At 53.9% G+C, this 12,895-nt stretch carries 10 protein-coding genes; 2 read left to right on the plus strand and 8 right to left on the minus strand.

The genetic code is table 11. The features are described 5' to 3' along the window. Positions 1 to 560: 560 nt before the first annotated feature. The 6 genes from DYI03_RS09730 to DYI03_RS09755 form a co-directional block, all read right to left on the minus strand. The gene (locus tag DYI03_RS09730) at positions 561 to 6,377 is read right to left on the minus strand and encodes an N-6 DNA methylase (protein ID WP_008017100.1); all 5,817 of its coding nucleotides are present in this window, start codon (positions 6,375 to 6,377) and stop codon (positions 561 to 563) included. Beyond that, positions 6,367 to 6,819, minus strand: a complete 453-nt coding sequence (locus DYI03_RS09735) for a DUF1896 domain-containing protein (RefSeq protein WP_004304266.1) — start codon at positions 6,817 to 6,819, stop codon at positions 6,367 to 6,369. The genes DYI03_RS09730 and DYI03_RS09735 overlap by 11 nt, the downstream gene beginning before the upstream one ends. 162 nt (positions 6,820 to 6,981) lie before the next feature. Further along, positions 6,982 to 9,069: a type IA DNA topoisomerase gene (locus DYI03_RS09740; protein ID WP_004291456.1), complete on the minus strand. Its 2,088-nt coding sequence runs from the start codon at positions 9,067 to 9,069 to the stop codon at positions 6,982 to 6,984. 60 nt (positions 9,070 to 9,129) lie between these two features. After that, positions 9,130 to 10,701: a DUF3945 domain-containing protein gene (locus DYI03_RS09745; protein WP_004291455.1), complete on the minus strand. Its 1,572-nt coding sequence runs from the start codon at positions 10,699 to 10,701 to the stop codon at positions 9,130 to 9,132. A gap of 20 nt (positions 10,702 to 10,721) precedes the next feature. Next, positions 10,722 to 11,072 carry a helix-turn-helix domain-containing protein gene (locus DYI03_RS09750; RefSeq protein ID WP_004291454.1) on the minus strand — a complete coding sequence of 117 codons (351 nt, stop codon included), beginning with the start codon at positions 11,070 to 11,072 and terminating at the stop codon, positions 10,722 to 10,724. A 3-nt stretch (positions 11,073 to 11,075) separates the two neighbouring features. Continuing rightward, a complete protein-coding gene (locus tag DYI03_RS09755) occupies positions 11,076 to 11,501 on the minus strand; it encodes a helix-turn-helix domain-containing protein (protein ID WP_004291432.1) in 426 nt (141 codons plus the stop codon). A gap of 138 nt (positions 11,502 to 11,639) precedes the next feature. On the opposite strand from DYI03_RS09755, the gene DYI03_RS09765 reads away from it, so the two are divergent. Beyond that, on the plus strand, positions 11,640 to 11,939 hold the full coding sequence (locus DYI03_RS09765; protein ID WP_004291426.1) for a helix-turn-helix domain-containing protein: 300 nt from the start codon (positions 11,640 to 11,642) through the stop codon (positions 11,937 to 11,939). 31 nt (positions 11,940 to 11,970) lie between these two features. After that, the gene (locus DYI03_RS09770) at positions 11,971 to 12,276 is read left to right on the plus strand and encodes a helix-turn-helix domain-containing protein (protein WP_004291424.1); all 306 of its coding nucleotides are present in this window, start codon (positions 11,971 to 11,973) and stop codon (positions 12,274 to 12,276) included. A 77-nt stretch (positions 12,277 to 12,353) separates the two neighbouring features. Here DYI03_RS09770 and DYI03_RS09775 read toward each other — a convergent pair whose 3' ends face one another. Together DYI03_RS09775 and DYI03_RS13695 are read right to left on the minus strand one after the other, a co-directional pair. Then, a complete protein-coding gene (locus tag DYI03_RS09775; protein WP_004291423.1) occupies positions 12,354 to 12,716 on the minus strand; it encodes a hypothetical protein in 363 nt (120 codons plus the stop codon). 11 nt (positions 12,717 to 12,727) lie between these two features. Beyond that, positions 12,728 to 12,892, minus strand: coding sequence for a hypothetical protein (locus tag DYI03_RS13695; RefSeq protein WP_244916340.1), 165 nt, complete (start codon positions 12,890 to 12,892; stop codon positions 12,728 to 12,730). Between the last annotated feature and the right edge of the window lie 3 nt (positions 12,893 to 12,895).

Here is a 12,895-nt window from a genome sequence, read left to right on the forward strand (position 1 = left end):
TATTAATATGTATATTATTACTGCCGCATAACGATTACAAAATTACACAAAAAAATATATCTAACAAAAGTGGGAGGATTTTTTAACTTTTTACCATAGACATTTTATTAGGGAAGCGTAGGTTCAACTGGCAAGTACAAATAAGTAGAAATGTTTGAACAACACCGTTTTAGGAAGTTGAAAAATCAAGTTTCTCTCTCGGTATAGCGTTTATTTTGGCCAATATCTTCTTTAGTTTAGCATTTGTGTATTTCCCATTCGTGTTCTATTTAGCTCCTTATTATGAGTATGTAGCAAGTTACTTATCAAATTCAGCCTCTTTGAGGGTCAAATATGGTTTTGCAAATGGTGACTGACAAGACATAAACAAGGTCAGCAGGAATTTTTTACATAAATGGACATGAATGTATATAACCTAAAATAAGAATAAATTTTAATAAGGGCTGCCCAAAAAGAAAAAAATGCAGTTGCCATCCTATAGATACTTGCAGAAAGGATAAAATTTACTTTTAGACCTTTTGGGATAGCCCTTATTAATACTTCAGATAAAATTCCTTAGGTTATATTTTCAATCCTTTGGACCGGGTTTCCTCCTTGGCATACAGTCCCGGACGCCCGATTATGACATGGTTGGCAACGATACTATCCGCCGGACTGCGTATCTGCGGCGGTGCATTTTCGGGATATTGCGCCTGCCTGTTCCTCACATCTTCCGCTTCCGGCTTGAGCTGTTGCCCTTCATTCTCCTTTTCTGCGACTTCGGGCGTGGGTGGCGCAAGCTCCAGCTGAATTTTTCGGTCAAGGGCGGCAAGTTCGGACTTCAACTGCTTCAGCTCGTCCTCCTTCTTCCACACCTTACCCGCTATCTCCTGTAACTGCGGTATCTCCATCTCCAGCACCTCGTTCTTCGCCTTGTACTGGTCGATGATGGAGGGTATCCTCTCCATCGCGTTGAGGAAGTTGCGGGCGGCGGCCAACGGGTCAGCCATCGCCAGATGCCCGTTGTTGTAGGTGTACTTGTAGTTCCCCTCGACCACGAAGCGGTTGTCGGTGAACTCCAATCCCTCTTTGAGTATCCTTTCGCTCACCACCTTTATCGGAAAACCGTAAAGTTCACCGACCTGCGTGTACAACCCTCCGGTCGTGGCATTCTTGGCTATCTCCTGCAAACGCTTTCCGATGACCTTCTCATCGGCGGAATCCACTCCGTCCACCTTTATTATATTAAGGCGGTTGCCCTCCTTGTCGGTCTGCACCACCGACAGGAAGCGGTTCCAGTCCTCCGTCATGGCATCTATGAAAGCCGTGTTGTTGCGCAACTCGCCGGTCTTTGACTCCAGCTTGAACTCCGAATCACGCTTGCCCTTGTTGAACGACTTGCGTTCCCCTTCGAGCGATGCGATCCGCTTTTCCAGTTTCGCCTTGTCCAACAGGTCGGTATTGCCGGAGAGCAACGCCATGTATTCCGAGAAATTCATGCCCGATTTTTCGTCCATTGCCCCCTCGTCGATGGTACGCGCACCCATCGCACCGCTTTTGAGCTGGCTTATGAAAGTCTGCTTGCAGTGCAGGAGGTTGAACTTGTAGCTGTCCAGTGACTTCTCCACCGCGTAGATGATTACATCCACGTTGTTCCCGGCGAAATGTTTGGCAATCTCATTACCTGCCCTAACTCCGCGTCCGTCACGCTGTTGCAAGTCGGACGGTCGCCACGGCGTATCGAGATGATGGATAGCCACACACCGTTTCTGGGCGTTCACACCCGTTCCGAGCATAGAGGTAGAGCCGAACAGCACACGCACCGTCCCGGCGTTCATGGCGTCTATCACCGCCTTCCGCGCCTTGTCGGTCTTGCACTCCTGAATGAAGCGCACCTCGCTTGGCGGTATACCGTAGTCCTCCGTCAGTTTGCGCTTGATTTCCGAATAGACGTTCCACCCGTCGCCCGGCTGGTATGTCCCCAAATCAGAGAAAACGAACTGCGTGCCTTTCTGGGCGTCGTATTTTTGATAATACTCCGCGATCATCTTGGCACAGTGACTCGCTTTGTTGTCGGGATGATCTTCGTAATTCGGGTCTATCATGCGCATGTCGAGTGCCATTTTCCGGGCATAGTCCGTGGCGATGAGCATCTTCGCCTTTTCTTCCGTTTCCGAAAGCGGCAGCCTGCCCAACAAGGTGGCATCGCCCGTCTTGGCGAACTGCATCAGTTTCTGTATGAAGTCCTCCTGTTCCGGCGTGGGCGGTATATGGTGCAGTATCTCGTTCTTGGCAGGACGGTCAACGCCCACATCCTCCGCCGTGCGGTAGTCCGTGATTTCATTATAGAAGGCGGCAAGCTCCGGCACTTTGATGAAGTAGCGGAAACGCTCCTTCTGGACCACATTGTTCGTCACGTTAAATTCAAAATCCGTCGTCTTCTTGGCAAATATCGCCGCCCAAGCGTCGAAACACCTTATGTCCTGCCGTTCCAGCTCCTTCGGGCGCAGGTACTTGAACAGCAGGTACAATTCAGTCAGTGAGTTGCTGATAGTCGTGCCGGAGAGGAAGGTCGCACCCAAGTCTTTTCCTGTGCGCTCCTGTATGGTGCGTATGGCAAAGAGCATGTTAAGTGCCTTCTGGCTTCCCTCGCTGTTTCCCAATCCCGCCACACGGTCGTGGCGCGTGTTGAAAGTCAGATTCTTGAACTGGTGGCTCTCATCTATGAAGATGTGGTCGATGCCCATCTGCTTGAAATCCACCACGTCGTCCGTGCGTGACTTTATGGCGTGTTCCACCTTCTCCAGCTTCGCTTCAAGGTTGTGCTTGCGCTTCTCCAATCCTTTCAGCATCGCCCGCGACACGTTCTTTCCCTGCTGCCGTAGCACTTCGAGGTTTTCCTCCACCGTGTCAAGCTCTGCTTGCAGGATGCGCTGCTGCAATTCCGGCGACTGCGGTATCTTGCCGAACTGGTCGTGCGACATGATGACGCAATCGTAGTCGTTGTTCTTTATATTATTGAAGAAGCGCACACGGTTGGCGGTCGAAAAGTCCTTCTCCGAAGCGTACAGAATACGTGCGTTGGGATATGCCGCCTGATAGGTGGCTGCAATCTCCGCAACGTTGGCTTTCAGCCCGATAATCATCGGCTTGTGTGCCAAATTCAGACGCTTCATCTCATGCGCGGCGATGCACATTATCAGCGTCTTACCGGTTCCCACCTCGTGGTCGCAAATTCCGCCGCCGTTCTGTTTCAACATCCAGACGCAATCCATCTGTGAGGGATAGACGCTCTTGATACCCCGGCTTGCCAGCCCTTTCAGGTTGAGGTCGGGAAAGGTCTGATGGGAGCCGTCGTAGCGCGGGCGCACGAAACAGTTGAACTTGCGGTTATACATCGTCACAAGCCGCTCCTTGAACTGCGGCGACTGCTCTTCGAGCCATTCGGAGAAGCCGTTTCGTATCTCGTCAATCTTGGCGTTGGCGAGTTGTATTCCCTCGCTGTCGCGCATCTTGATGTCGTTGCCATGCTCGTCCTTGCCGATGGACTTCATCATGTCAGGGCAGGTGTTGTGCAGGGCGTGTTTTAGGAGGTGCATACCGTCATAGTTCCGGTAATACCCCTTCACCAGAAACTCGTCCGTGATTTTCATGGTGCGGTAGCCGCACGCCACCGAAAACTCGTCCATGCTTGCGGAATAGGCGATTTTCACCTCCGTGTCGAACAGCCGGCTCATGTAGGCGGCATAGACACCCGTCGGAATCCAGCGTTCCCCGAAATTGAAGTCCAGATCCTCGAAGGCGATGCGCTGCGGCTCGGCATCTTTCAGAGCCTCCAACGCCTGCTTCACCTCCGGCATACGCTCATTTTCGGGATTGTCACCCATCCATGCCTCTATGCGTTCCGCTTTCTCTATGACATTTCCGGCGATGAAACGGTCTTTGATTTCGTAACCGGTCACGAGCGGATTGTAGTAGATGCGCCCTTGCAGGGCAGTGAGCAAATCCTCCGCCGTGCTGTCGGTTATCTCCCGCATATAGTCGAGATTGACCGTACCATATTTGTTGAGCGACGCAGACAGGGCTTCTTCGGGAGAGCCTACGTTGGCATGGCTCTCCACCGCGAAGGAAACAGGATGCTCGAAGATGTCCGCCTTGACGAACTTTCCGTTTTCCATCCGTTCCAGCGAAAGGATGTCGCGCCCGCCCGCATCCATCATCACTAACTTCACGTTCTGCTTGGCGTTGAGGTTGCCGTAGCGCATGACAAACTCATCGTAACAGGTATTCAGATGCTCTCGCCACGGAACATTTGCCTCGCGCCGGAGCGATTCATAACGGTACAGACGCTCGTAGGCGTCACGCAGCGACACATACAACAACGCCTTTTCCTTCTGGTATCCTTTCAGGTCGAGCGGCTGGAATGTCGCCCCGTATGGCGTGATGTCTTTCAGGTAGCCGATGTTATGACGCCCCCGGTCAGCCACCAGCGACCCTTCGCGCAGGTGCATCTCCGGCGTGCGGTGGTAGGCACGCGGAGAAAGGTCCACGACTTCCTCCTTCGGCTTTTCCGCTTCGATGTCGGGGAAAAGGAAAGTCCCCACCGCTTCCGATGGGGTATCTGTAACGGCAGGTGCGGCGACTGCCTCCGGCTGTGTTTCCTCCTGTCGTGGCTGCTCACGGGAAGTTTCCGGCACGGCTTTCACTTCCGTCTTTTCCGCCACTTGTTTCTCGTTATGCTGCCTTGCCAGTTCCCGAAGTTCTTTCCTACGCTCCGGCGTCAAACCCATCATCATTTCATAGAAACCGTTGATGGGAGGATTGGTATCCCAGTCCAGTGTGGCATAGATGTCGTCCGGGTCGGCAGGCTTGGCGGTGTTCTCCGCTTTCACCTCCTTATTCTCCATAGCGGGTTTTGCAGTTGGAGCTGTCGGTGTAACCGTGACTTTCGGTTTGGGCGGAGTGGACTTTGCCGTAACTGCCTTTTTCACCGTCTTTTTCTTTTTGGAGGTTTTCGGTTGGCTGACCTCTTCCGTCATCCCCCAGAGGTCAAGCAGGGTGAGCTGCACGCCTGCGGAATATTGCGGGCGCGGTTCTATCTCCGGCTTTTCATCTGCGGGTTGCGGCTTTTCTGTCGGAGTTTCCACCGTCTGCGCCGAGGATACTGTTTCCAATTTTATGGCAGGACGCTCTACTTTATTTTGAACGGCAACTTTTTCTTCCGTTCCTGCCTGCCGGATTGAACCCGAATACAAGCGCATGGCAAGCCTGTAATGGAAATCCTCGTCGAGCATACGGCGCAAATCCCCGGCGATGCCTGCTGCCTTGCCCTCGTGCAGATAAACCATAGCGGGCTTCCCGTAGGGGTCTGTGTCAAGTTTCGCCATCGTATGCACGATGCGTTCCGGGTGGTGGATGAAATAGGCGTTGTCGGTCAGGGCGGTTTTCGTGTCCGTCTGTATCACGGTCATCAGCCGCTCGTCCTGCGACATTTCCTTCTTGCTGAGGTTCTTTTGCAGGACAATCAGGTCACTGCCCACCTCCGTGCCCGCGTTGTCCGTGAACAGGTTGTTGGGCAGGCGTATCGCGGATACCAGATTGGCCTGACTGAACAGCTCGTTACGCACGGAGGTCTTGGTGCTATTCAATACCCCTTGCGAGGTGATGAACGCCACGATACCGCCGTCACGCACGGCATCCAGTCCTTTGAGAAAGAAATAGTTGTGGATGGTTTTCTGGGCGGAGCGTCTGCCGAAAGAGTCGCTCCGCTGAAACTCCGCGTCGAACACGGCAATGTCACCGAACGGAATGTTGGACACCGCCAAGTCGAAATAATTGTTGAACGGTCTTTCGATTTTCTCAAAACCGCAGGTGCGCATTTTCTGGTCGGGATAGAGATGCCTCAAGATTGTACCCGTGAGCAGATCCTTCTCGAAAGCCATCACATCCGCATTGGGGCTGTGCCGCAGCATGGAATCCACGAACACGCCGACACCTGCCGACGGTTCGAGCATACGGGCGGGGCGGACGCTGTAATCTGCCAGCACGTCCGCGATGGTGTCGGTTATCTCTTTGGGGGTGTAGAAAGCGGTCAGCACGGACGCTTTCAGCGAATCCACAAACCGCTTGTACTCTGTTTCGTCCTTGCTGTTCTCACGGATAAGCCTGTGCAGCTCCACCGTCGGGGCGAACAGTTCGAGGTCGGATTTCGCCCACCGGACGGCATCCGTCAGTTCCTTTGCAGGGTTGAGGATACATTTCAGACCGCCGAAACCGCAGTACCTTTGAAGTATGGCACGCTCTTCGGTTGTCGCTGTCCTATTTTCCCTGTCAAGGATGAATGCCGTCCGTATCGCCTCGATGTTGTCCCGCAGTTTCTGTTTGCGGTTAAACGCCATATTCGTCTAAGTAAAGGACGGTTGCTCCCGTCAGCTCCGTGTAGAGCAGGTCGTAATCGGAAGACAGGGCGAAATTGTCATCCGAGAGGTCATAGACGGAGAACACGTTGCCGACAAGCGGCAGCAGTTTCAGGACAAAGGCTTCACGCTTCTCTTCCGGCACTTCATCGGCAAACTCGTTTTCCACGACTTCGCGGAGGATGGCGTAACGGGAATAATGCAGCCCGCGCAGCAGCGTGTCCATCGCCAGTTCCTGCGCACCATCGGCGGGATAGCCTTCAAGCCGTGCCCTCTCATACGTTTCGGCGGCACGGTCGGCCCGTTCCCGTATGAAAGCGGTGTCGTCAGCCTGTTCAAACTTGTTCGTGCGGAGATAGTCCAGCAGGTACAGACCGTAATAGGAAAAGTCGGTCTGACCCTCGTTTTTCTTCTTGTTGTTCATTACTTTGGATTTAGCGGATTGATAATTAACGGGATAATCGGTTGGAAAAAGGAAGAAAAAGGCACTCGGTATCCCTCCGAGTGCCACCACTAAATCCAAAGTATGAGTGTAATCCGGTATCGAAGAACAATTCATTACTCTGAACAAGTGGCAAAGTTAATACTATTTCTTCCGTCCTGAAAATTTCTTGTCCTTTTTAGCCTCCGGGAACACAAAAGTCGTGTTATATTCCCCGTCAAAGGCGACAACAGCATCGAAACTCTTGCCCTGTTTGCTCTTGAACCCTTTGAGCAGCTTGGTATGCCCTTCGGTGAGCAGGTCTTTGATTTCATCGTCGGACAGGGTGCGTCCCGCTTTCAGCCGGAACACGGGCAGTCCGCACTCCGTGTTGTCGCAGCGTACCACCTTGCCGTAGAACCGCATCCTGCCCGTGCCACACTTGGGACACGCGCAGCCGGAGTCACGGCTGCCGAAGAGCTTGTCGCACGAGATCAGTTCGGAGGTTATCTCACGTGTGTACGCCTCTATCTCCTTGCGGAAGGTGTCGTCGGACAGTTCCCCGCGCTCGATACGCGCCAGCTCCTTTTCCCATTCGCCCGTCATGGCAACATCGGCGATGCGCATCGTCTTGACGACGGAATTGAGGGCAAGTCCTTTTTCGGTGGGAACAAGCGACTTCTTGCAGCGTTCCATGTAACCGCGCTTGAAAAGCGTTTCGATGATGGAGGCGCGTGTGGCGGGAGTACCGATGCCACAGTCCTTCATCGCCTGCCGCAGTGCGTCGTCCTCAATTTCCTTGCCCGCCGTTTCCATTGCCGAGAGCAGGGTGGCTTCGGTATGCAGCGGCTTGGGTTTGGTCTTTCCTTCGGTAATGGACGAGCCTTTCGGTGTCAGCGTGTCGCCTTCCTGCCAGCCGGGGATGGTAATTTCCTCTTTTTCCTCGCCATAGACGGCACGCCATCCGGTTTGCTTCACGACGCTGCCTTTTACGGTAAACTCCACTCCGGCACATTCCGCCGTGACAGTGGTCACATCCTTGACGCATTTCTCAGAGAATGCCTCGACCATGCGCCCGGCAATCATCTGATAGATGGTATTGTCCTCTTTGGAGAGGAAGAGCGGTTTCTCACCCGTGACGAGCAGGGCATGGTGGTCTGTCACCTTGCCGTCGTCCACGCTGCGGCGTGTCGGGGCGGCTTTTGCCCGCACCTTGTCTTTCCATTCGGGCTGTGTGCCGATGAAAGCGAGCAGTTTGGGAATTTCGGCAAACACGTCTTCGGGGATGTAGCGGCTTCCCGTTCTCGGATAGGTTATCAACTTCTTTTCGTAGAGTTTCTGCGCGATTTCAAGCGTCTGTTCCGCCGTGAAGCCGTGCTTGGCGTTGGCTTCTTTCTGGAGCGTGGTCAGGTCGTAGAGCAAGGGAGTTTCCTCCGTCTTCTCCTTGCGCTCGGCTTTCGTGACAGTGGCGCAACCTGCCGCCTTTACCTTATTATATAGTTCCATCGCCGGTTCTTTCTCTTTCCATTTCTCGGAGGATGAGAATTTCACGACTTCGCCGTCGCAACCGTCCGTTGCGATATGGAGCTGCCAGAATGCTTCGGACGTAAAGCGGCGGTTCTCCCAGTAGCGTTCACATACCATAGCCAACGTTGGTGTCTGCACCCGCCCCACGGAATACGTGCCGTGTCCGGCGGCGATGGATAACGCCTGTGTGCCGTTGATGCCCACGAGCCAGTCGGATTCGCTCCGCGCTTTGGCGGCGAGGTAGAGGTTGTCGTATTTGCTGCCGTCTTCGAGTTTCCGCAGTCCCTCGCGGATAGCTTTGTCGGTGAGAGAGCTGATCCACAGGCGCACGAAAGGAGTGGTGCAACCCGTATAGTGGTAGAGGTAGCGGAAGATAAGCTCTCCCTCGCGTCCGGCATCGGTCGCCACGATGATATGTTCGCTTGTGTCGAACAGTCTTTTGATGACTTTTATCTGCGACACCACGCCGCTGTCGGGCTTGTAACCTTTCTCCGTCCTGACCTGACGGGGGACAAGCGTGAATGTGTCGGGAATAATCGGGAGGTTGTCACGGACAAATCCGCGCACGCCGTAGCCGTCGGGCATGGCAAGCTGAACGAGGTGTCCGAATGCCCATGTCACGGCATAACCGCCTCCCTCGAAATATCCTTCCTCTCTCTTTGTCGCGCCCACGATGCGGGCGATTTCACGTGCCACGGAGGGCTTTTCTGCAATGATTGTCTTCATGTCTTCTTCTTTTTTGTTGATACTTTGGATTTTATTTTGGATTCAGTGGCGGACACGGGATTACATTTTCATGCCCTTGCCCGTTTTCTTCTGCGGCTTCTCCTGCTGCTGTTGCTGGCGGGCGTCCTTCGGGTTGGTCTGACCTTTCTGCAACGGCTCTCTCAGATTCTTTGTAGCCTCGTTGGTCTTGCCATCGTTGTTCACCGCCACCTGCGTGCGGCTCTCGTTGGACGGAGCAACCTGCTGTGCATTGTCAGGGTTCGTGTCGTAGCGGTACGGGCGTCCCTTCTCCGGGTTGAACTTGATATACATCGTGGCATGGAAGCCCTGCTTGTCGGTCACGTTCTCCAGCTTCACGGCTTTACCCGCCACATAGTCGGCTTTCTGCTGGTCGGTGAAGCTCACGCCGCTCCATTTGCTGATGGGGCGGATGCTGCCGTCCTCGTTCGTCCACGTGTTGCGGCGTTGCTCCTTCTTGGTCTGTGCGGCATTTTCCCCGCCCTGCGCCTGACTTTTCGATGTGTCGCCTTTGGTTTCCTGTGTCTGTGCGGTACGGGGCGACTTGCCGGTTCCCGGCACGAACTCCACGCCGCGCTGCTCCACGTTCACTTGCAGGGTGGTGACGAACTTTCTGCCGTCGTTGCGCTCGATGAGCTTGTCGCGCACGGGCAGTCCGGCGCGGAGCATGTCCCGCTCCTGCGTGGTGATTTCCGTCTTGCCGATGCGCTCCGGGATGCGCACCCTGCTTGCCGGAATGTCCGTGATTTCATTCGTCTTGCGGTCGATGCTGATGTAGGAGGGGATGATCTCGCCCGTTTCCCTGTCCACAATGTCCACGACCCTACCGAGATTGCCCGTTTCGCGGAGGTTCTTCCGGTCATTGTCGGAGAATTTGTGTTCCTTGTACTCATCCAGCTTCTGCTCCTTGCGGATGAAGTGCGGCACGAGGCTGATGTTTCCCTCACCGTCCTTCTTGAAGGAGAGGCGGGCGTCCAGCTCGAATGATTCGCCGCCGAAGGTCGGTTTGACCTTTACCAAGTCGGACTTGCCATAGTTGAGCATCTTCGTAAGGTCGCCGGACTTTTCAAGGTTGTCCCGCTTTACGCCCCATCTGTCCTCCAGCTCCTGCCAGTTGATTTTACTCTCGTCGATGGGCTGGTAGCCACGTTTGCCCTGCATCTGTTCGGATTTGTCCTGTTGCTGTTCTTTCCGTTGTTCCATGTTCTCCTGTTTTTGAGGTTCTTGTTTCTCTGTCTGTTGTGCTGCCATCTCTTCCTGCACCTTCTTCTCATAGTCGGAGGTGTCCACCTTGTGAGGGGCGAGCAGCTCCTTGTTCGCTTCGGGGTCTTTCAGCAGTTGCTTCATCACCTCTAAGAGATTTTCAGCTTGGTCTGCCGCAATGCGGTAGAAACCGAAGCGGCTGGGTTCCTTGCACTGCCGGAAGAAGTTCTTGAAGAAGTTGTCCAGCACGTCGCCATGTCGGTCGAATTGCAGGAAACTCTGCGCGTTCTCCGCTTTTGCGGGGGTGCGCTTGGGTGTGCCGTCCGCGTTCAGCCCGGCTACCACGCTGATCTCGCCTGTCTTCTCGTCACGGACTACCAGCACGTCCTTTTCGTCTTTTTTCTTTGCCATCTGAAAAATGTTTTAATGGGTTATTTATGAAAGAAATTATGGATACGAGCCTTGTAGAAGGCTATATCTTCCTTTTTGAAGTCCTTGATATGGTTGGAAAGGAATGTCAGCACGTCCTCCTCGCTGTAATAGGTCTTCTTGCCCAGCGTCTTGTAGGGCAATGCGCCTACGCTGCGGTAGCGTTGGAGGGTGCGTTTGCTTATCTGGAGCAACATGCACAAATCCTGATTGTCGAAAAGGCGGATGCTTTCCGTGATAGTGGGCTGTTTCCCCTCAGCCTTCATCGCCAGCAGCAGTTCGTCCTGACGGTCGAGCCGTTCCATCAGCTTCTGCATCCAGCCCTCGAAGTTGTTTCGTGTGAGCAGTTCCATGACCTATGTCCTCCTTCCTTTTGGTTTGCCGCCCGTGCGCAGCGTGTGGTTGTGGAACAGGGTGTCTATTGTCCCTTCCTCGTTCCTTACTGTGTTGTCCTCCAATAGCCGCAGTATCTCGGAAAGGCGGTAGCGGCAGCTTCCGCGTACCACCACATACTCGATACGGTGGTCGGTGCGCATACGCTGCATGGTGCGCTTGCTCACGTTGAGCATCTTCGCCGCCTGTGCCGTGTCAAGCAGCTTGTCTTCGGTTTCCCGCTTCCGTTTCTTCTCGTCCCTTGCCTCGCGGATGTACCCTGCGATGTTCGCAATCTGCGCCATCATCTCCTTGTAGGCGGAACTTTCCATTGTTATCACTTTCATGTTCAGTCCTTTCTTTTTGTTTCTGCGACAAAATTCGGCAATAAACAAAAGGGGCTTTAACAACTCACTACGTGACTCACGTAAGATTTTTGCGGAAGATGGCTCCGTAACCCGGTCAAACGGCGCAACAGGCAGCCTTTCAGCGGAAAACGATACGTCTTGTATGCCGTTTCGTTACCTTTGCGGCAAACTCTAAATGACATGAATATGGAAATAGTATCTATCGAGAAAAAGACTTTCGAGATGATGGTGGCGGCATTCGGCGCACTCTCGGAGAAGGTCGCCGCCCTGAGGCGCAAAAGCGACACGGGGCGCATGGAAAGATGGCTCACGGGCGAGGAGGTCTGCGGGCAGTTGAGAATAAGCCCGCGCACGTTGCAGACGCTGCGTGACAGGCGGCTTATCGGCTACTCGCAGATAAACCGCAGGTTCTATTACAAGCCAGAGGAGGTGAAGCGGCTGATACCGCTTGTCGGCACGCTCTATCCGCACGGCAGATGATTTGATTTATTCACCCACTGAATCCGAAGTTATGATGAACGAGAACAACGATGTTTTTACGATGGAAGACGAGCCGATAGCCTCTGTGGTGCAGGATATGCGCAAAGGCTCGAAATGGCTGTCCGCATTTCTGGAAAGCTACCGTCCTCCGCTGGACGGGGAACGTTACCTGACGGACGGCGAGGTGTCGGAACTGCTCCGTGTGAGCCGGCGCACCTTGCAGGAATACCGCAACAACCGCGTGTTGCCCTTCATACTTTTGGGAGGGAAGGTGCTTTACCCGGAAACGGGGCTGCGCGGGGTACTGGAAGCGAACTACCGCAAGCCGCTGGAGTGAGGCGGTTTCATGAAAAAGTAAACGGGTGACACCTTTTGTGGTGCTACCCGTTTACTTGTCTTATGGGGTATGTGCAATCAGCAATACCCGGCTTTTCCGTTCTGTATGAACATCACGTATGTCTGCCGTTTCTCTTGTGAGAGTGCCTTTCCCACCAGCCATGTGCGGAACAGGTGGGTGTTGTAGGTATTCACCCTGAAAGCGACCGGGATGATGATTTCAAGGGCGTACACGTCCGCGTGCAGCCCGTTTTCAAGCTGCATGTAGCGGCACACCTCGTAGTCGTTCAGCACGTCCGACTTGCGGACGGCTCTGATGGCGGCGTTCACTGCCGGGACGGTCGTATGGAACAATCCGGCTATTTCGGTGGCGGTCATCCACACGTCGTTACCGGTTACGCTGACTGCCTTGTCCTCGATGATGATTGTGTCACGTTTCATGGCTTTTCTTTTTAGATGGTGCAACCTGCAAATTCCTCGACGCCGTTCAATCTTGCGGCAAGGTTCTCCATGTCCTGATTGAGCTTCTCTTTGGTTATCTGTAGGCTCGGCTGTCGGCGCCATGCCACCTTACGGTGGTAGGTTTCCGACAGCCTGCCTCCGAACCGTACGTACACGTC

Origin of the sequence: Prevotella disiens (assembly GCF_900454955.1) — a bacterium.
Lineage (GTDB): Bacteria > Bacteroidota > Bacteroidia > Bacteroidales > Bacteroidaceae > Prevotella > Prevotella disiens.